Genomic DNA, 18,311 nt, shown 5'->3' with positions numbered 1-18,311 from the left:
TCATGTTATAACGGGGAAACCCAAATCAACTTTTAGGATGTGCTATGCAAAAAGAAACGAATGGGTCTCTTGGACGCAAAAAAATTTACAATCCTCAATCTGCAGAACCTGCTAAAGATCGCCGCATTTTTGGAGGCAACCCTACAGGCATGTTCGATCTCAACCAGATCAAATACCAATGGGCGCATAAGATATGGAAAACGATGTTACACAATACATGGTTTCCAGAAGAAGTGAGCATGCATGGGGATAAAACCCACTATCTTAAACTCAGCACGCAAGAAAAAATCGGCTACGATCGCGCCCTAGCCCAGCTTATTTTTATGGATAGCCTGCAGACTAATAACTTGATTGATAATATCAACCCTTTCATCACTTCCCCAGAAATTAATCTGTGTTTGGTGCGCCAAGCCTACGAAGAAGCCTTGCACAGCCATAGTTATGCGGTAATGGTGGAGAGTATCAGTGCTAATAGCGATGAGATTTATGAAATGTGGCGCACCGATGAGGCATTGAAAAATAAAAATGACTGCGTGGCGCAGGTTTATATGGATTTGGCACACACCCAAACAGAGCGCAATTTGCTCAAAGCCCTTGTGGCCAATCAAATCTTAGAGGGCATTTATTTTTATAGCGGTTTTAGCTTTTTTTACGCGCTAGCTAGAAGTGGGAAAATGCTAGGTTCTGCGCAGATGATTCGCTTTATCCAGCGCGATGAGGTTACACACTTAGCCCTCTTTCAGAGCATGATCCATACTCTTAAGAAAGAACGCCCCGATCTCTTTAGCAAAGACCTAGTAGAGGAAATTTTAGAGATGTTTAAAGAGGCGGTGGATTTAGAGAGCACTTGGGGGAGAGTCATCACTCAAGGCGAGATTTTAGACCTCAACCCTGTTACTCTGCGCGCTTACATCGAATATCTTGCAGACACGCGCTTGCATGCTATTGGCTTGCCTAAAATCTACCACACCAAGCACCCCATGCGCTGGGTGGATCAATTCTCTAGCTTTAATAGCCAACGCTCAAACTTCTTTGAGGCTAGGGTGAGCAATTACTCTAAGGGCAGTTTGAGTTTTGAGGGCTTTTGATGCACCGCATCCAAAACGCGCACATGTGCGCAGACATCGCCAAGCACTTCCCCCTAGAAGCTCCCATTAAAGAGGCAATTTGTGCGATCCCCCGCGCAGAATTTGTCCCCTCTAAACAACTTGCCTATACCCTAGACGCTCTTCCCATGGGCGCAGATCAATTTATCAGCTCCCCTTTAACCGTGGCTAAGATGACGCAATTCTTACAGCCCTATCAAGTGGATAGCGTGCTAGAGATCGGCTGTGGAAGCGGGTATCAAGCGATGGTGCTCTCCAAACTCTTTAGGCGGGTTTTCACCATTGAGCGCATTGAAAAACTCCTATTAGAAGCCAAAGAGCGTTTTAGAAAACTCAAAGTTACCAACATCCACACCAAATTAGGCGATGGGCAACAGGGCTGGGAGCAATACGCCCCCTACGATCGAATCTTGCTCTCAGCTTGTATTCCAGCCATCCCCCAAGCTTTGAGCGCGCAGTTAGAAGAGGGGGGGTTATTAGTCGCGCCCATTGGCAATCAGCAAAGCCAGCAGATCACCCGTTTTGTTAAAAAGAACGGGGTTTTGATTGTGGAGAGTGTGCTCGATCAATGTCTCTTTGTCCCCATTGTAAGCGGGGTTGAAAGAGGGGTTTAGGCGTGCAAATCGCTAAAAACTACATGCTCAACGCGGCAGGTCAGGTCTTTTTCTCTTTTTTTATCGTTCTTTTCTTTATTGCCTCCATTGTGATGCTCATTAGCATCGCCACTGTAACACTTGTGGTCAAACTAAGTGCGCTAGACCTTTTGCAACTTTATTTTTATCTTTTGCCCGGAACTCTCTTTTTCATCATCCCCATTACCTTTTTTGGGGCTTGTGTGATCGGCTTGGCACGCTTATCCTACGACCATGAGCTTTTGGTCTTTTTCTCTTTAGGTATAGCTCCTAGGCAAATTGTGCGCGCGTTTTTGCCCCTTTGTTTGGTAGTGAGCGCGCTCTTATTGGTGTTTTCTTTGATCTTGGTGCCCGCCTCCAAGAGTGCGTATTACTCCTTTTTGCGCGATAAAAAAGAACGAGTCGATGTGAATATCCAAGCGGGGGAATTTGGGCAAAAGCTGGGCGATTGGCTAGTATATGTGGGCAAGAGTCAGAACGGAGTTTTTGGCGATTTGGTGCTTTTCTCACATAGTGGCTTGAGCACAGAGAGTTTTATTATCGCCAAAGAGGGGCGTATCCGCAATCAAAATGGACTCTTTGAGTTGGAATTAGACCATGGTAATGCGTATTTTGCGGCCAAAGGGCAGGTGCGCAAAGTGCATTTTAAAGAACTTATTTTAAAAAATAAACCCGCTCTCTCTGAGCGCAAGGATGCGGCGTATTTGTATGGGCATGATTTTATAGGGTATTGGGGAAAAGCTTTTGGAGCCCACCCCAATGCGCACCAACAACGCCGTTTCACTCAAGCCATTTTAGTCGCCCTTTTCCCTTTAGCCAGCCTATTTTGCATCCCTTTATTTGGGATCGCTAATCCGCGCTATGCTAAGAATCTCTCCTATGTCTATGTTCTCATTACTACGGGTATCTATTTTTTGCTCATGCACATCATCAGTCAAGATTTCCCTCTAGTGGGCACAATTAGCCTGCCCATTGTGTGGATGTTGGGTTCTTATTGGCTTTACCGCTACAAGGTGGTGTGTTCTTACTAATGGGGCGTTTTCAAATGCTCTTGGCCTATGATGGGAGTGCCTTTTATGGCTATGCCAAACAGCCCAATTTGCCCAGTGTAGAGGGCGCGCTTGAGAGTGCGCTATTAAAATTAGGGATTTCTAGCCCCATTTTATGTGCCGGGCGCACAGATAGGGGAGTGCATGCCCTCTGCCAAGTGATTTCTTTTAGCACGCCTTTAAGCCTACAAACCCTGCAAAGACATCTCCCCCCTAAACTGCCTGCCCCTATTTTGTGTAAAGGTATACAAGAAGTCCCCCTAGATTTTCATCCGCGCTTTGACGCCACTTGGCGACTCTATCGCTATATATGCACGAACATACCCCCCTCTCCCTTTTTAAGCCGTTTTATCGCCCATTGTGCCTATGGACCTCTTAAGCTTATTCAAGAAGCCCTAAATCTCTTTGTAGGCACACATGATTTTAAATTCTTTTGCAAACGCGAAACACGGCACACACAGCGCACGATTCATAGTACAAAGGTTTATCAGCGCGTCCTATACAACCACCCATGCATAGTCATAGCAATACGCGCCCCCTCTTTTTTGCGCGCGCAAGTACGCTTGATGGTAAGCGCGGCTTTGGCGCACTCTTTAGGCAAATTATCCCTAGAGGATTTAAAAGCCCAAATTGCCACGCGCGCGCGCCATCATCACCTTTTAGCCCCCCCACAAGGGCTTTATTTGGCACGTGTCGCTTACCCGCCATTTGCAATCACTTAATGCAGGTCAATTACAATCCTTTATCTTATTTTAAGGAGCTTGCTATGACCCCCCATGTGATTCTTATTGACATTCAAGAAAAACTTTTTCCTGTGATGTCCCAAAAAGACGCGCTTTTGACTAATTGTCTCAAATTCTTAGAAATCGCCAAAGAATTAAAATTTCCCATTCTAGCCACAGAACAAAACCCCGACAAGTTGGGCACAACTCTAAGTGCGCTGGCTAAATACCCCTTTAGTGTTGAACAAAAGCAAGCCTTTAGTGCTTATGAGGCTTTGCAAGATAAAATCCCACAGGGCGCGCCCCTTTTTATACTGGGCATTGAAGCGCATGTTTGTGTCTTGCAAACCGCCCAAGATTTTTTAAAAGCGGGCTTTACCCCCACACTTTTAGCCGATTGCACCAGTTCTAGGGATCAGAGCAATAAGCAATTAGCCCTAGATCATCTAAGAAGCTTGGGGGCTAGGATTCTCTCTAGTGAAATTGTCGCTTTTGAGGCCATGCGCACCTACACACACCCTAGTTTTAAAGCCATCTCTAAAATCATCAAGTGATTTTTAAAAGTAGGAGGGGGTTTGCATTGAGGTTTACACCCTTAATACTTGCTATTTATGGTAAGAATTTTTAGTAAAATTACTTATATAAGTTGATATAACTTGTATCAAGTTTTGGATTTAAACGCCCAAAAAAGGCATATTTTTAGCAATATTTTAAAAAGAATGCTAAATTTTGTAAAATTTATGCTATACTGCGCCCAAATTTTTAAGAAAGGAAACCATGGGTGTTAAAAAAGAGTGGCTCTTAGAAGCGTTTATTAAAACCTATTTAGATAGCCACGCGCCTGTGGGTTCTGAAAGTTTGCGTTTAGCGCTCAAAGAGAGGCAAGATACGCAAATTTCTTCGGCCACTATCCGCAATTACTTTAAAATGCTCACTAATGATGGTGCGATGCGCCAAAGCCATACCAGTAGCGGGCGTATCCCCACTAATGGGGCCCTTAAAAGTTATTGGCGCGCTAAACTTGATTTAAGCACGCCCTTAGAAGTGGATTTGCAAAAATTACAAGAAGCGAGCCAACGCTATGAGATTTTTAGTGTGGTGGAGCGTTATAAACAAGCGGTATTGCAAGCCGTCTATAACCACAACGATCGTTTCTTAATCTTGGATTTTGAGAGCACACAAATGTTGCTTCATTACAACAAAAAATTAGAAATATTTATCAAAGACCTTATCGGGCTAGAATGTAAGGCCATTCAAAACATCGCCCTATCTGTGTGCGCGACCAGTTTAGCCAAACAGATAGAGGCGTGCTACCAAGAGCAACTTTACTTTGGACTCTGTGTGTTGGCAAAACTCTTACAAGCCATCAACTCTAAAAAACTAGAGGGGTTGTTTTTGGAGATTGTAGGGGGGAATCTATTTAGACATTTAGAACAAGGTTTGCACTTTGAAAAAATATTACCCTTAGGATTCTTAGGGGTGTTGCGCCCGATCAAAACCCAAGATGAAGAGATGAAGATGTTTTGTGTGGGTGGACTTGAACAGGATTTTGAGGGCTTTTATCATTCTATTAGAAAGGTATCCTAATGCAAGATATAGGTTTAAAAGACAAAGACGATTCAAAAAACATGGCTTCGCAGGTGGAGCAAGAGGCGGACTATCAAAGTTGTGAGGAAACCCACACCTGCCCCGTAGAAACTGCACAAGAACCTGCGATCGACTACCAAGCCAAATTTAAGGAAGCTCAGGATTTGTATTTGCGCACCCATGCGGATTTTGAAAATGTCAAAAAACGCCTAGAAAAAGATAAATCGATGGCACTAGAATACGCTTATGAAAAGATCGCCCAAGATTTATTGCCCGTGATCGACACCTTGCACGCGGCTTTGCAAAGTGCCAAGCAGGAGGGAAGCAGTGCCATCTCTGAGGGCTTGGAGCTCACTTTGCAAAAAATGCATGAGGTGTTGGCTAAACATGGCATTGAATGCGTGGAGTGCGCTTCTGATTTTGATCCCCACTTGCACAATGCGATCATGCATGTGCAAGCCGATCACAAAGAAGAGGGGCAGATTGTCGAGGTTTTCCAAAAAGGCTACAAGTATAAAGAACGCTTGTTGCGCCCTGCGATGGTGAGCATCGCTAAAAATAATTAAATTCAACACAAAGGATCTAAAAATGGCAAAAGTCATTGGTATTGACTTAGGAACAACAAACTCCGCGATGGCGGTTTATGAGGGCAATGAGGCAAAGATTATCGCCAACAAAGAGGGTAAAAATACAACCCCCTCAGTGGTGGCTTTCACTGATAAGGGTGAAATCTTAGTGGGCGAGAGTGCCAAACGCCAAGCGGTTACCAACCCAGAGAAAACAATCTATTCGATCAAACGAATCATGGGCTTGATGAGCAATGAGGATAAAGCCCAAGAAGCTAAAAAACGCCTGCCCTATAAAATCGTGGATCGTAACGGGGCTTGTGCGGTGGAAATTGCAGATAAAATTTACACTCCCCAAGAAATCTCAGCCAAAATTTTAATGAAACTCAAAGAGGACGCAGAGAGTTATTTGGGTGAATCTGTGAGCGAAGCGGTGATCACCGTGCCTGCTTATTTTAATGACAGCCAAAGAAAAGCCACCAAAGAGGCCGGCACCATTGCAGGCTTGAATGTGTTGCGTATCATCAACGAGCCCACTTCAGCGGCACTGGCTTATGGGCTTGATAAGAAAGAGTCTGAAAAAATCATGGTTTATGATTTGGGTGGGGGGACTTTTGATGTTACTGTGCTTGAAACTGGGGATAATGTCGTAGAAGTGCTAGCCACTGGGGGGGATGCTTTCTTGGGTGGAGATGACTTTGATAACCGCATCATTGATTTTATCGCCAAAGAGTTTGAGAGCGAGAATGGCATCGACATTAAAAAAGACATCATGGCGTTGCAACGCTTGAAAGAAGCTAGCGAAAACGCCAAAAAGGAATTAAGTTCGGCTCAAGAGAGCGAAATTAACCTGCCCTTTATCACCGCAGATGCCAGCGGTCCTAAACACTTGGTCAAAAAGATCAGCCGTGCTAAGTTTGAGAGCTTGATTGATGATTTGATTGAAGACACCATTAAAAAAATTGATAGCGTGATCCAAGATGCGGGTTTAAGCCGTGGCGACATTGCTGAAGTGGTGATGGTGGGTGGCTCTACGCGCATCCCCAAAGTGCAAGAACGCGTCAAAAGCTTTATCAATAAAGAGTTAAATAAATCTGTTAACCCTGATGAGGTCGTGGCTGTGGGGGCAAGTATCCAAGCAGGCGTATTAAAGGGTGATGTGAAAGATGTCTTACTGCTTGATGTTATCCCTTTAAGTTTGGGTATTGAAACTTTAGGCGGGGTGATGACTAAGGTCATTGAAAAGGGCACCACCATTCCAGCTAAAAAGGCGCAGATTTTTTCTACCGCTGAGGATAACCAACCCGCCGTGTCTATCTTAGTTTTACAGGGTGAGCGCGAATTTGCTAAGGACAATAAATCTCTGGGTAAATTTGATCTAACTGGCATCTCCCCTCAACCAAGAGGTATCCCTCAAATTGAGGTTACCTTTGACATTGACGCAAACGGGATTTTAACCGTTTCTGCTAAGGATAAAAATACTGGTAAATCCCAAGAAATCAGGATCACCGGTTCTAGCGGCTTGAGCGATAGCGAAATTGAAAAAATGGTTAAAGACGCAGAGTTGCACAAAGAAGAGGACACCCGCCGTAAAGCTGTGGTGGAGCTCAAAAACCAGGCCGAGAGTTTGGCGCATGAAACCAAAAAAGGTCTTGAAGAGCATAAAGCCAATTTAGAGGCTGGCGAAGTGGAAAAAATCCAAAACGCTTTGAGCGACTTAGAGGCAAGTGTTAAAAATGAGAACGCCACTAAAGAAGAGGTCGAGGGTAAAATCAAAGCCCTAGCTGAGGCATCCAAAAAGCTCACCGAAGCGATGATGCAAAAGGAGAAAAATCCTCAGTCTGCAAAAAAAGATGAAGATGTGATTGACGCTGAGGTGGAGTAATGCTAGAGCACTTAGGGGCGTTTGAAGCCAAACAAGAGGTTTTAGCCCTAGAGTTGCCAAGCCTGCAAGATGGTGTCCACGCCCTAGAGGGGGGCTACTATGCCAAGTTAGAACAGGGCAAAGTAGTTTGGCTCATTGATGATCGTTGCGATCACATGGGTGGATGTTTGCGCCCCTGCGGGGGGGGGGGGGGGAACTTGCCTGCCCCAAGCATTCTTGGAAACTTGATTTAAACACTTTAACTTATCAAAATGGGAGCACCAAAACTCCCATCGATCCTACCACCTATACTCATAAAAACAATACCCTAACCCTATACAAACCCAGCAATTTGCACAACCCCTTTAAACCCACCACAAGAGGCAATTTTAGCCTGCGTTACCACAACCATGCCTGTGTATCCCTTTATGGCGGAGGGTTGCACATTTTAACCGATCCATGGCTACTAGGGTCAGCGTTTCTAACTGGGTGGTGGCATGCCCATCCTAGCTCTGAGCAAGCTCTGCAGGCCTTGCAAGAAGCGGATTTGATCTATATCTCTCACAACCACCCCGATCACCTCAGCCCTCAAACTTTAGAGTTAGTCAGTAAAGATACATTGATCATTTGCGCTAATTTTGACTCCAAAAGCACACAGAAAGGCTTGCAAAATTTAGGCTTTAAGAATGTGATCCCCTTAGATTTTAAGCAGATTTATCAAGTCTCTGAGAGCGCGCAACTTGCACTGCTTAAATCCGGGGATTTTAGAGATGATAGCGGGCTGTATTTGTGCCTAGAAGGGCATGAAATCATTTTGAGTGTGGATAGCAATTTTTTAAACCAATACATTTTGCCCCAAAATTTAAGCCTATTGTGTAGTGCCTTTGCTGGGGGAGCGAGTGGTTTTCCTCTCTGCTTTGAAAATTACAGCCACGCAGAACAAGAGAGTATTTTAAAGCGCAATTTAAAGGGTGCTTTTAAAGGAGTGGAGGATTTAATGCAGGTTTGTCGCCCTAAAGCCTATATGCCCTACGCAGGGATGTTTAAAGAGAGGGCACAGCGGGATAAGATGATAGCCCAACGCAACCATAAACACTGCCCTAAAGATTATGAAAATCTTTGTAATGCTGTGCAAGCGCGCTACCTTGAGCCCAGACCTGACACCCTTTATAGCTTTACTTCTAATGGAACAAATCAACAGGAAGTCCCCACAACTCTATTAAATTTACCTGAGCCAGAAGTGGAGATTCAAAAGCTTAAAGAAACTTATCATTACGACCCAATCAAACTCATCGCCTACTTAAAAGAGGCTAATTATCACGATCGGCAGATTGTATATTTTGTGCCCACTAACGATGATTTTAGCCAAGAGCTAGGGGCTAAAGTTGTGGCAGACTTTTCTACTCAAAGCTTTAGAACGCTTGAGCCTGAAGAAACCATGCTAGAAGCCAAAGAAGGCTTTAAAATCATGGTGCTTAAAATGCGGGCAGAAATTTTAGCCTTAGTTGTGGCGCGTAAACTCCCTTTTGAGGATTTTTCCATCGGGTTTCATTGCCGTGTGTGGCGCAATCCAAATGTCTATGAAAGCGCGTTTTGGTTTCATTTCACCAATGTGTGTTGTGAGGGTTTAGGGGCGCTTGCTAACTAGCAAAAATATAGCTTGTTAACCTTGCATTAGGCTCAACTCTTTAAAATTAGAGTTTTACTTCTACAAAAAGGATTGCTATGTCTAACTCGGCTCATTGGTGCGGGGGGGGGGGGTAACTCTCTCTAATTTCTCTCATTCTTCCTTGACTTCTACTTTTCATGCAAAGGAAAATGCATGAGAGAGGGGCTTGTTTCTTTTTATATTGGTATCGCGGTGTTGGTGTTTATCTATCAATTTGTGTTTGTTTCTTATGGAACGAGTGCTTATGAGATTGGTCATGACTTTGGCATGGCGATTTTTTGGCCATTCCATTTACTCAAATCATTCTTTTAGTGGAGTTCTCATGAAATCTCTTTTTGTATTATTACCTTTGGCATTTTTGCTAGCAGGATGTGGTAGAAGCAGTGAGACTGGGGATTACATACGAGGTTGCCAGCGCAGTGGCCTAGATTACAAAACCTGTTCTTGTTTGGCTGAGAAAATTATAGGCGATGCCACAGAGGAAGAATTCAAAAACGAGGCCTTGTTACGCAAGAGAGCAGCCAATCCGGATCCTAAAATCCTTAGAAAATGCATCGGAAAACAAGACGCTAAGGAAATGATTAGCCGTGCCTTAATCAATCAAAATGTGCCCAAATCCACCGCAGTCTGTCTTGCCAAAAAGTTTTTAAAACAACTAAGCGATGAGGAAATAGAATTATTAGAAACTCCTTCCTTTGGTCCGGTTGAAAATCAAAAAGTTGAGGCGGTGCAACATAAAATTCTACAACTCGCTCAAAGTGGAGAGATAGAATCTTGTAAATAAAAGCTCTAGGGTTAAAATTTAAAAAGCGGTTTAGTATCCATGCCTCAAAATCACGCTATGATGGTGCTTTTCTTTAAAGGCAGTTTATGGAGTTTCAAATCGATGTGATCGATGAGGTGCGCGCAAATATTAGAGGTTTAGAGAACGACTTAATGCCTTTAATGGCGCATTTGGGCAAGAGCGGGGGAGTGGAATTGGTTTTAGTGGATTCAGAGCGCATTCAAGAGCTCAATAGAGATTACCGGGGAGTGGACAAATCTACAGATGTGCTAAGTTTTCCTATTGAGATGCCTGCTCAAAATTTATTAGGCAGTGTGGTGATCAATGTGGAATGCGCCCAAATGGAGGCGCAAAAGCGCGGGCACAGCCTGCTAGATGAACTCAGACTCTTATTTTTGCATGGTTATTTGCACTTGTTGGGCTACGATCACGAAAAAGATAATGGAGAACAACGGGCCTTAGAAGAAGAGATGATCCAAGTCTTCAATTTACCCTCTAGTTTAATTGTGCGCGCTGAAAATCTTTAAGGGTTTTTAGGGTGCTGGTCCATTCAGGGCCAAAAAGTGCCGGGCGCACCAGCGGGGGGATTTTTAAAAGCCTGCAGGCTTCTTTGTAGACTTTAGGCAGAATTGGCATTGTGCTCAAAAAGGTTTTAACCACATACACCAAGCCCCCCCCAAGTCCAACAATATAACGGCTATTTTTAGAGACAAACACCCCATTAAACCCTCTTTTCTCTAATTCTAGGCGTTGTTTGTAGCTCAAAAGATAACCTAGTTTTTTTAATAAGCGATCGATATAGTAGAGATTTTGCCCCCCTGCTTTAAAAACAAAACCCCCTTCAAGTTCAAGGAAATTTAGGGCCGGATAGAGGGCGTGCTTTTCTTGTTCTAAGGCTTTAAAACTGCGCACTAACCCGCTTGCAACTCCGGACAGATTTAAAAAGGGGGTGGCTAGAGTGTGGCGGATCAAATTGCGCTTAAAGTGTAAATCTGAGTTGGTGCTGTCCTCAAAATAGCGGAGTTTGTGGCGGTGCAAATAATCTAAAAGGGCACTCTTGGGCGTGTAGATAAGGGGGCGGATTAAGTGATAGTTTTTGCGCTTTTCGCTTGCACTAAAGCCTAGCAAGGTTTGCAAGCTCGCTCCTTTGCCAAGTTGCATCAAAAGCCATTCTAGCTTATCGTTCAAATGGTGGGCTAGGATTAAATGGGTGTAATTAAAGGTGTCCATCATATTTTCAAAAAATTCATAGCGCGCCTTACGGCATTTGGCTTCTAAATTCGCCCCACTAAGTTTTGCTCCCCCCACATGCACGCGCTTTTGATAGAGTTTGCCCAAAGTTTTAGCATGCGCGATCTCTGCACGCGTTTGCTCTCTTAAGCCGTGATCAAAAATGGCTAGATCAAAGTTTAATCCATGCTCTAAGAGCAGATGAAACAATGCCACCGAATCCCCTCCTCCAGAAAAACCCAATAACCCCCGCCCTTTTTGCAAAGCCTCCAATTCCTCTAAAACAATTTGCATTTAAGCCACATTTTTATTTCTACCAACTAGAATTTTCAATCCATTGTCCCACTTGCTCATTTTGTTCATCTTAAAAAAATAAGGGAAGCCCATGTTAGCGTTTTTAGCGCGTTTTTTTCAATTTAAAGAGCGCAACACCTCTTTTAGTGTCGAAACCTTAGCAGGTTTGACCACCTTTGTAACGATGGCTTATATTGCCATTGTTAATCCTGCTATTTTGCAAAAAGCGGGCATGGATTTTGATGGGGTGTTTGTGGCCACTTTATTGGCTTGTGTCGTGGGCACTCTGATTATGGGGCTAGTGGCTAATTATCCCATCGCTATCGCTCCTTCTATGGGCATGAACGCCTATTTTGCCTTTGTGGTGGTTCTTGGTATGGGGGTTGCGTGGCATAGCGCATTGGGCAGTGTTTTTATCGCTTCTGTGATTTTTTTAATCCTCTCTTTAACTGGGTTTAGAGAAGCTCTCATTAAATCCATCCCCACCTCTTTAAAGGCCGGTATTACCGCAGGCATTGGACTTTTCATCGCCTTCATTGGCATGCAAAATGCGCATTTGGTCGAGTCTTCTAGTGCGACTATTATCACTTTGGGCAATTTCTCCCAACCCATTGCCTACATGTCGCTCATTGGTCTTTTTATCACCATCGTTTTATTGGTCAATCGTGTCCGCGCGGCCATTTTCTTAGGCATTCTCATCACCGCCTTTTTAGCCTTTTTATTAGGGCATTTAAAACTTCCCGATCATCTCTTTGAATTGCCCAAACATATCGACACCACTTTTTTTAAACTGGATCTTCTAGGCGCGCTCAAGCCCGATTTAGGTGCGGTGATCTTCACTTTCTTTTTAGTGATGCTCTTTGACACGACCGCAACTATGATCGGAGTGGCCCAACAAGCAAATTTAATGCAAGGTGAGAAATTTTTAAACGCCAAAAGCGCGCTTTCTGCCGATGCGATCGCTAGCGCAATAGGGGCGCTTGCAGGCACTTCGCCCACTTCAACCTACATCGAATCGGGGGCGGGGGTGAGTGTTGGGGGGCGCACGGGCTTTACTTGCGTGGTGGTGGCTTTTCTCTTTGCCTGTTTGCTTTTTTTAGCCCCCCTAGCCAAAGCTTTAGCTAGCGTGCCGGCCATCACTTCCCCAGCTCTTATTATTGTAGGTTTTATGATGATGAGCCATTTAAGTGAAATTGATTGGCAGGACTTAGAAGAAGCCTTGCCCGCTTTCTTTGTGCTCTTTTGGATTCCTATTTCTTATAGCATTACTAATGGAGTGGGTATTGGTTTGATTATTTATCCGCTCATTAAAATTTGTCGGGGCAAATTTAAGCAGGTCCACCCCCTGCTCTATCTCTTTGGAGCTTTATTTGCGGTGCAGTTTGCCTTAGACGCGCGCGCTTAAAGTCCCTTTTGACTTCCCAACCCTGCGCATAAAAGAGCCATTCCCTCGCTTGTGAGGGTGAGGGGGTTGGGCGTGCTGTAAATCTCTCTAAGTTCAAATAACTCTCTTTCTCTTTGAGAAAAGCCCCCCTCAGGACCAATCATCACCCCTTGTTGTAAATCTTGCAAACAAGCACTACTATGTGTGCCGTGCAAATCCATGACAGCGGCTTTAGGGTAGGTTTTTAGGGCTTGTTCTGTATTTTCCAAAAATTCTAAAACCATCAGATCGCTACGCCCGCATTGCTGGCTAGATTGAATCAAAATCTTTTCAAATCTCTCTAGGTGGTGCTCAGGCCTTTGGTCTTTTTGGCTGTAGTCAGCATAGAAAAAACTAATTTTACACACGCCCATTTGGTTTAGATAGGGCAACACTTTTTCGACATTCTTAAGCGCGATGATTGCCCAAAGCAGATGGGTTTGATGCAAAGGAGTTTGGGGAGTTTCTTGGCTTTGGACACAGCGTAGGCGGGCGTATTTCTTATTAATTTCCATTTGTTGATAAAAATAAAGATAATTGTCTTTGAGGTTGCGCAGGGCCAAGAGAGTTTGTGCTGAGGTGCGCCGACTCAAATACAAATGGCGGTAAAGTTCCCCCTCTATAATCAATTCCAACTCACCTGCCTTAGGGTGGTAGCTAAATTGCATGCGCGCTCCAAGTTTTGCGCCCATTTTAACACATTCTCTTTTATAAGGCATTTCTAAGAGTAATTGCCATAGTATAAGTGTTTCTAAAGTTACTAGCTCCATCAAAAAGAAGTTAAGATGTCTACTTTGGTCTTTCCAACCTCAGAATTTGCTACCCTATAATCTTAATCAAGACACATAGGATCATCGAGTGTTGCCCTCTAGTCCCAAAGAAGCTGTTGTTTTATTAAACATGGGCGGGCCTAATCACCTAGATGAGGTCGCGCTTTTTTTGACTAATATGTTCAATGATCCCTATATTCTCTCTATCAATCCTCCTAAATTGCGCAAGCTCTTGGCTAGTTTTATCACTAAAAACCGATTGCAAAAGTCCCAAGCCATTTACCAGCGTATCGGGGGCAAATCTCCTATTGCCGCTTTGAGCGCAAAACTTGTTGCCAAACTCAACGCCCTAGACCCTAGCCGTCATTACACTTATGCCATGCGCTACACCCCTCCTTTTGCCCGCAATACTTTTCAAACTCTGCAGGCTGAGGGTTTTGAACGCCTTAAATTATTTTCTATGTACCCCCAATATTCCACCACAACGACACTCTCTTCTATGCAAGATGCCCTGAGGGCTCTTGAAACTCTCAATTACACACCCCAAATGGCGCGCATTGAGAGGTTTTACACGCATGCCCTCTATAATCAGGCGATTTTAGAAACCATTTCCAACACCCTTGTCAAACGACCCGCCAAAGATTTTGTGCTCATTTTTTCTGTGCATGGTCTGCCTACAAAAGTGGTTTTAGAAGGCGATCCTTACCAAGCGGAATGCTTGCACCATGTCAGTTTGCTCAAACGCGCTTTTGTGCGCACCTCTTTACGCTTTAAAGAGGTTGTATTGGCCTATCAATCCAAAGTGGGGCCCATGAAGTGGCTAGAACCTAGCACGGAAGCTATGATCGAGAGATACCGCCAACATAAAATCATCATTTATCCTCTAGCCTTTAGCATCGATAATTCAGAAACGCTTTATGAACTGCAGATTCAATACAAATTCCACGCCATGCGCTTGGGAGTGCCCGAATACTTGGTGTGTCCTTGCTTAAACGATCAATCCAGTTTCGCACGGGCAATCATTGATATTTTAAACACTTCCCCCGCTCCATTAAACCAAGAATTTACTCCTCAAGATTACAATGAAAATTTATCTCACTAAAAGGATTTATATGCGTTATGTGTTTTTAATGTTGCTCAGTTTGATCTTAGGAACTCAGGTGAGCATGGCTAAGGACGATGAGATCAATGAGGATATGATCAGTTCAGGCACGGGCTTTTCTAAAGAAGCCCAAGAAGAGGCGAATAATTTAGACAAACAAAGTTACGCCGGCCTAGAAGATGTGTTTTTAGACACTAAATTTATCACACCTAATGGCAAGTATATGTTGCTTGTCTTTGGTAAAAATGGGTGTTCTTATTGCGAGTTGCTTAAACAGGATATTAAAAAACATAGTAATCTTAAGGATTTTATCAAAGCCCATTACAGTGCTTATTACATCAATATCAGTTATTCTAAAATGCACGCCTTTAAAGTGGGGATAGGCAAAAAAAGCAAGGAATACAAATTCCCCACCTCAGAATTAGCCCAAATCTACGAGGTTAACTCCACTCCCACCATCGTATTTGCCAACCCTGAGGGCAAGACCATTTATGAACTTCCCGGTTACATGCCCTACAAACAATTCTTGGCCGTTTTGGAATTTGTAGGTAAGGGTTTGCACAAAGGAATTAGCAATGACAAAGAGTTTATAGAAAAATTGCGCGATTATATCCGCCAACGCACTAGGGAACTCAATGCGGCTTAAAACACTGCTTAACTTTTTCTTTGCCTCCTTTTGGACGGCAATCCCGGTGATGATCACTTATGCTACCGCCTGCGCGCTAGCGACTTTCATTGAAAATGATTACGGCACTCCAGCCGCCCAAGCGGTGGTCTATCGCACTTGGTGGTTTAATGCTTTGCATGCTTATTTGCTTATTCTTGTGATAGGATCTATGATCGCCTCTAAGGCCTTACAAAGAAAACGATGGGCGAGTTTGTTTTTTCATAGCGCTTTAGTGATCATTATTATAGGTGCGGGTATCACGCGTTTTTTTGGCTTTGAGGCGACCATGCATATTAGAGAGGATGCCACAAGCAACACGATCACCACCACAGACACCTATTTAAATATCCATATTGCCAAACAAGGCGCATCACCTCTAAGTTTCGCGCTCAAAAGCGCGCTTTCGCCCTTTTCTAAACACCTTCCCACCCAAACTTTAGAAGTTTATGGAAAACCTCTGCGTATCGAGCCTTTGAGCGTGCGCAAAATGACCACTCAAAAGAAGGATAACCGCGCGCTTTTAACCCTTAAAGTTAGCTATGAGGGGCAGAGTCAGACTTATCAAATCGTGGGGGGGAGTGGGATTGTGAGCGAGGATGTGTTAGCAGATTTTAAGGGCGTGCAAATTGCTATCAATTGGGGAGTAACCACCAAGAAACTTCCCTTTGCGCTCAAACTCAAACGCTTTGAGTTAGATCGCTATCCCGGGTCCATGAGTCCCTCTTCTTACGCTTCTGAGGTAGAAATTTTAGATGCAAAAGGCGCGCTCATCAAACCCTATCGCATTTTTATGAATCATGTCTTGGATTATGGCGGGTATCGCTTTTTTCAAAGTTCTTACGATCGCGATGAAAAGGGCACGATTCTCTCCGTCAATAAGGACCCGGGCAAAATGATCACCTATATTGGCTATGCGGGCTTGATCTTGGGCGCGATCGCCTTGCTGTTGGGGCGCAATGGGCGTTTCCAAAAACTTTCCGTGTTTCTCAAGGCGCAAAATATCACCGGGATCTTTTTGCTTGGCATGTTAGCTTTAGGAAGTGCGCATCTGCGCGCGCAGGAAGGTCTTATTGACATGCACGGGGGGAAAAGCACGCCCACACCCCTAGACAATATGGGCAAGGCGAGTCTTGAGAAGAGAAAAACAAAACTCTTGCATGCCGCTATTATTAAACGGATGAAAAATCTTAAAGCGCATTCTAAAGGGCAATTAGGATTGTTCCAACAGCTCCAAATTCAAGGTTTTGAGGGGCGGATCAAACCCCTAGACACCTTGAGCATGGACCTCATCCACAAGATCACCAAAGAAGATGGCTTTAAGGGGATGGACAATATTCAAGTGTTGCTAGGCATGATGCTCTATCCGGATGATTATAAGAGTATTAAAATGATCTATGTCGCCACACCCCGCCTGCGCCAAATTCTAGGTGTGCCTAAGAGTCAAAAGCGGGTGGCTTTCATTGATGTTTTTGGTCCGCATGGTTATAAGTTACAAAACTATGTGGAAGAAATCAACCAAAAAACCCCCAAAGATCGCGATACTTTTGATAAAGATGTCTTGCATGTTGATGAACGCGTGAATTTAGTTTATATGATCTTTAGTGGGGCGATTTTAAAAATTTTCCCCGATAAAAGCGGGAATACTTGGCTCTCCCCTGCTGATGCGATCAAAAGCCAAGATTTAAATTTAGCTAAAGAAGCCAAGCATTTTTTGCGCGCGCTTTTTGTGGGCTTTGATGCAGGCGTGGATTCTAACAAGTGGGAGGATTTACACAAGACCCTCAAGGCTCTAGCCACTTACCAACAAGAACACAGCCCTCTCTACCTCAAGCCCTCCAAAGTAAATGCGGAAATCTTTTTAAACCATAGCAATTTTTTTAACACCCTTACTCTGCCCTACTTGCTCTTAGGTTTGCTCTTGCTCGCCGTGGTGTTGGTGGCTACCTTTAAAAACAAGCCTCCGCGCGCGTGGGTGCATTGGGGATTTTATGTTGTGATTTTGTTGCTAGCTTTAGCGCACACAGCAGGGTTATTATTGCGCTGGTATGTAAGCCAACACTCCCCATGGAGTAACGCTTACGAGTCCATGCTCTATATCTCTTGGGCAGCCATTATCGCCGGATTAATTTTGCGCTCCAATCTAGCCCTATGTGCCTCTAGCTTTTTGGGAGGAATCGCGCTCTTTGTGGCGCATTTGGGCTTTATGGACCCCCAAATTGGCAATCTCGTGCCCGTGCTCAAATCCTATTGGCTCAATATCCATGTTTCCATTATCACGGCTAGCTATGGTTTCTTGGGTCTGTGTTTTATTTTGGGAATCTTAACCCTTCTCTTGTTTATCATGAGAAGTCCCAAAAGAGCCCATGTAGATAATACGATCCTCTCTTTGAGCGCGATCAATGAGATGGGGATGATTTTGGGACTTTTAATGTTGAGTGTGGGGAATTTTTTAGGCGGTGTGTGGGCTAACGAGTCTTGGGGGCGGTATTGGGGCTGGGATGCTAAGGAAACTTGGGCGCTCATCTCTATTGCGGTCTATGCGGTGATCTTGCACTTGCGCTTTTTACGCTTTGAGTTCATGCCCTTTGTTTTTGCAAGTGCAAGCGTGGTTGGGTTTTACTCCATTTTAATGACTTATTTTGGGGTGAATTACTATCTCTCTGGCATGCACAGCTATGCCGCTGGCGATCCCCTGCCCATTCCTAGTTTTCTGTATTTCTTTGTGGCGGGCACAATTCTACTCATCGCCATGGCTAGCAGGAAACGCCAATTAGTGATGCCTAAGATATGAGATACACGCTCATTAATTTTAAATGGCTACAATAGGACACATTCTATTTACTAAG

At 44.1% G+C, this 18,311-nt stretch carries 19 protein-coding genes; 17 read left to right on the top strand and 2 right to left on the bottom strand.

Going from position 1 to position 18,311, the window contains the following annotated elements; translation table 11 throughout:
- Positions 1 to 44: 44 nt before the first annotated feature.
- The 13 genes from HFELIS_RS00875 to ybeY all read left to right on the top strand — a co-directional run bounded on the left by HFELIS_RS00875 (position 45) and on the right by ybeY (position 10,506).
- Positions 45 to 1,088, top strand: a complete 1,044-nt coding sequence (locus tag HFELIS_RS00875) for a ribonucleotide-diphosphate reductase subunit beta (protein WP_013468648.1) — start codon at positions 45 to 47, stop codon at positions 1,086 to 1,088.
- Positions 1,088 to 1,720, top strand: coding sequence for a protein-L-isoaspartate(D-aspartate) O-methyltransferase (locus HFELIS_RS00870; protein WP_013468647.1), 633 nt, complete (start codon positions 1,088 to 1,090; stop codon positions 1,718 to 1,720). Before HFELIS_RS00875 ends, HFELIS_RS00870 begins: the two co-directional genes overlap by 1 nt.
- 8 nt (positions 1,721 to 1,728) lie before the next feature.
- Positions 1,729 to 2,769, top strand: coding sequence for an LptF/LptG family permease (locus HFELIS_RS00865; protein ID WP_041303025.1), 1,041 nt, complete (start codon positions 1,729 to 1,731; stop codon positions 2,767 to 2,769).
- Positions 2,769 to 3,509, top strand: coding sequence for a tRNA pseudouridine(38-40) synthase TruA (gene truA / locus HFELIS_RS00860; protein ID WP_013468645.1), 741 nt, complete (start codon positions 2,769 to 2,771; stop codon positions 3,507 to 3,509). Before HFELIS_RS00865 ends, truA begins: the two co-directional genes overlap by 1 nt.
- A gap of 44 nt (positions 3,510 to 3,553) precedes the next feature.
- Positions 3,554 to 4,063 carry an isochorismatase family protein gene (locus HFELIS_RS00855; protein WP_013468644.1) on the top strand — a complete coding sequence of 170 codons (510 nt, stop codon included), beginning with the start codon at positions 3,554 to 3,556 and terminating at the stop codon, positions 4,061 to 4,063.
- Positions 4,064 to 4,286: 223 nt separating this feature from the next.
- Complete coding sequence (locus HFELIS_RS00850; protein WP_013468643.1) at positions 4,287 to 5,096, top strand: HrcA family transcriptional regulator; 810 nt, start codon at positions 4,287 to 4,289, stop codon at positions 5,094 to 5,096.
- On the top strand, positions 5,096 to 5,662 hold the full coding sequence (gene grpE / locus HFELIS_RS00845) for a nucleotide exchange factor GrpE (protein ID WP_013468642.1): 567 nt from the start codon (positions 5,096 to 5,098) through the stop codon (positions 5,660 to 5,662). The genes HFELIS_RS00850 and grpE overlap by 1 nt, the downstream gene beginning before the upstream one ends.
- Positions 5,663 to 5,684: 22 nt before the next feature.
- Entirely contained in the window at positions 5,685 to 7,547 is a 1,863-nt protein-coding gene (gene dnaK / locus HFELIS_RS00840; RefSeq protein ID WP_013468641.1) for a molecular chaperone DnaK, read from the top strand.
- Complete coding sequence (locus tag HFELIS_RS00835) at positions 7,547 to 7,780, top strand: hypothetical protein (RefSeq protein ID WP_041302682.1); 234 nt, start codon at positions 7,547 to 7,549, stop codon at positions 7,778 to 7,780. Before dnaK ends, HFELIS_RS00835 begins: the two co-directional genes overlap by 1 nt.
- A complete protein-coding gene (locus tag HFELIS_RS00830; protein WP_013468640.1) occupies positions 7,711 to 9,174 on the top strand; it encodes an MBL fold metallo-hydrolase in 1,464 nt (487 codons plus the stop codon). The genes HFELIS_RS00835 and HFELIS_RS00830 overlap by 70 nt, the downstream gene beginning before the upstream one ends.
- 174 nt (positions 9,175 to 9,348) lie before the next feature.
- The gene (locus HFELIS_RS09020; RefSeq protein WP_013468639.1) at positions 9,349 to 9,507 is read left to right on the top strand and encodes a hypothetical protein; all 159 of its coding nucleotides are present in this window, start codon (positions 9,349 to 9,351) and stop codon (positions 9,505 to 9,507) included.
- A 10-nt stretch (positions 9,508 to 9,517) separates the two neighbouring features.
- Positions 9,518 to 9,979, top strand: a complete 462-nt coding sequence (locus tag HFELIS_RS00825; RefSeq protein ID WP_013468638.1) for a putative periplasmic lipoprotein — start codon at positions 9,518 to 9,520, stop codon at positions 9,977 to 9,979.
- 152 nt (positions 9,980 to 10,131) lie between these two features.
- A complete protein-coding gene (ybeY, locus tag HFELIS_RS00820) occupies positions 10,132 to 10,506 on the top strand; it encodes an rRNA maturation RNase YbeY (RefSeq protein ID WP_231844200.1) in 375 nt (124 codons plus the stop codon).
- Here the strand turns inward: ybeY and tilS are convergent.
- Positions 10,475 to 11,503: a tRNA lysidine(34) synthetase TilS gene (gene tilS / locus HFELIS_RS00815; protein ID WP_013468636.1), complete on the bottom strand. Its 1,029-nt coding sequence runs from the start codon at positions 11,501 to 11,503 to the stop codon at positions 10,475 to 10,477. The two genes, ybeY and tilS, sit on opposite strands and share 32 nt — an antisense overlap.
- A gap of 91 nt (positions 11,504 to 11,594) precedes the next feature.
- Between tilS and HFELIS_RS00810 the strand changes: the two genes are divergently transcribed.
- A complete protein-coding gene (locus HFELIS_RS00810; protein WP_013468635.1) occupies positions 11,595 to 12,908 on the top strand; it encodes an NCS2 family permease in 1,314 nt (437 codons plus the stop codon).
- Here the strand turns inward: HFELIS_RS00810 and HFELIS_RS00805 are convergent.
- Positions 12,905 to 13,594, bottom strand: coding sequence for a 16S rRNA (uracil(1498)-N(3))-methyltransferase (locus HFELIS_RS00805; RefSeq protein WP_041303021.1), 690 nt, complete (start codon positions 13,592 to 13,594; stop codon positions 12,905 to 12,907). The genes HFELIS_RS00810 and HFELIS_RS00805 overlap by 4 nt on opposite strands.
- Positions 13,595 to 13,784: 190 nt before the next feature.
- Between HFELIS_RS00805 and hemH the strand changes: the two genes are divergently transcribed.
- The 3 genes from hemH to ccsA are packed head-to-tail and all read left to right on the top strand — an operon-like array spanning position 13,785 to position 18,256.
- Positions 13,785 to 14,798, top strand: a complete 1,014-nt coding sequence (hemH, locus tag HFELIS_RS00800; protein ID WP_013468633.1) for a ferrochelatase — start codon at positions 13,785 to 13,787, stop codon at positions 14,796 to 14,798.
- A gap of 10 nt (positions 14,799 to 14,808) precedes the next feature.
- Positions 14,809 to 15,444 (top strand): SoxW family protein, encoded by a 636-nt coding sequence (locus HFELIS_RS00795; RefSeq protein WP_013468632.1) that lies wholly within the window; start codon positions 14,809 to 14,811, stop codon positions 15,442 to 15,444.
- Entirely contained in the window at positions 15,434 to 18,256 is a 2,823-nt protein-coding gene (gene ccsA, locus HFELIS_RS00790) for a cytochrome c biogenesis protein CcsA (protein ID WP_013468631.1), read from the top strand. Before HFELIS_RS00795 ends, ccsA begins: the two co-directional genes overlap by 11 nt.
- Positions 18,257 to 18,311 lie beyond the last annotated feature (55 nt).

The organism is Helicobacter felis ATCC 49179 (assembly GCF_000200595.1).
In the GTDB taxonomy this organism is placed as follows: Bacteria; Campylobacterota; Campylobacteria; order Campylobacterales; family Helicobacteraceae; genus Helicobacter; species Helicobacter felis.
The sequence above is the reverse complement of the archived record's forward strand: the minus strand, read 5'-3'. Positions and strand labels throughout refer to the sequence as shown.

Coding starts and splice junctions, on each gene's coding strand:
- HFELIS_RS00875 (WP_013468648.1), top strand. CDS start 45: ATGCAAAAAGAAACGAATGGGTCTCTTGGACGCAAAAAAATTTACAAT.
- HFELIS_RS00870 (WP_013468647.1), top strand. CDS start 1,088: ATGCACCGCATCCAAAACGCGCACATGTGCGCAGACATCGCCAAGCAC.
- truA (WP_013468645.1), top strand. CDS start 2,769: ATGGGGCGTTTTCAAATGCTCTTGGCCTATGATGGGAGTGCCTTTTAT.
- HFELIS_RS00855 (WP_013468644.1), top strand. CDS start 3,554: ATGACCCCCCATGTGATTCTTATTGACATTCAAGAAAAACTTTTTCCT.
- HFELIS_RS00850 (WP_013468643.1), top strand. CDS start 4,287: ATGGGTGTTAAAAAAGAGTGGCTCTTAGAAGCGTTTATTAAAACCTAT.
- grpE (WP_013468642.1), top strand. CDS start 5,096: ATGCAAGATATAGGTTTAAAAGACAAAGACGATTCAAAAAACATGGCT.
- dnaK (WP_013468641.1), top strand. CDS start 5,685: ATGGCAAAAGTCATTGGTATTGACTTAGGAACAACAAACTCCGCGATG.
- HFELIS_RS00835 (WP_041302682.1), top strand. CDS start 7,547: ATGCTAGAGCACTTAGGGGCGTTTGAAGCCAAACAAGAGGTTTTAGCC.
- HFELIS_RS00830 (WP_013468640.1), top strand. CDS start 7,711: ATGTTTGCGCCCCTGCGGGGGGGGGGGGGGGAACTTGCCTGCCCCAAG.
- HFELIS_RS09020 (WP_013468639.1), top strand. CDS start 9,349: ATGAGAGAGGGGCTTGTTTCTTTTTATATTGGTATCGCGGTGTTGGTG.
- HFELIS_RS00825 (WP_013468638.1), top strand. CDS start 9,518: ATGAAATCTCTTTTTGTATTATTACCTTTGGCATTTTTGCTAGCAGGA.
- ybeY (WP_231844200.1), top strand. CDS start 10,132: ATGCCTTTAATGGCGCATTTGGGCAAGAGCGGGGGAGTGGAATTGGTT.
- tilS (WP_013468636.1), bottom strand. CDS start 11,503: ATGCAAATTGTTTTAGAGGAATTGGAGGCTTTGCAAAAAGGGCGGGGG.
- HFELIS_RS00810 (WP_013468635.1), top strand. CDS start 11,595: ATGTTAGCGTTTTTAGCGCGTTTTTTTCAATTTAAAGAGCGCAACACC.
- HFELIS_RS00805 (WP_041303021.1), bottom strand. CDS start 13,594: ATGCAATTTAGCTACCACCCTAAGGCAGGTGAGTTGGAATTGATTATA.
- HFELIS_RS00795 (WP_013468632.1), top strand. CDS start 14,809: ATGCGTTATGTGTTTTTAATGTTGCTCAGTTTGATCTTAGGAACTCAG.
- ccsA (WP_013468631.1), top strand. CDS start 15,434: ATGCGGCTTAAAACACTGCTTAACTTTTTCTTTGCCTCCTTTTGGACG.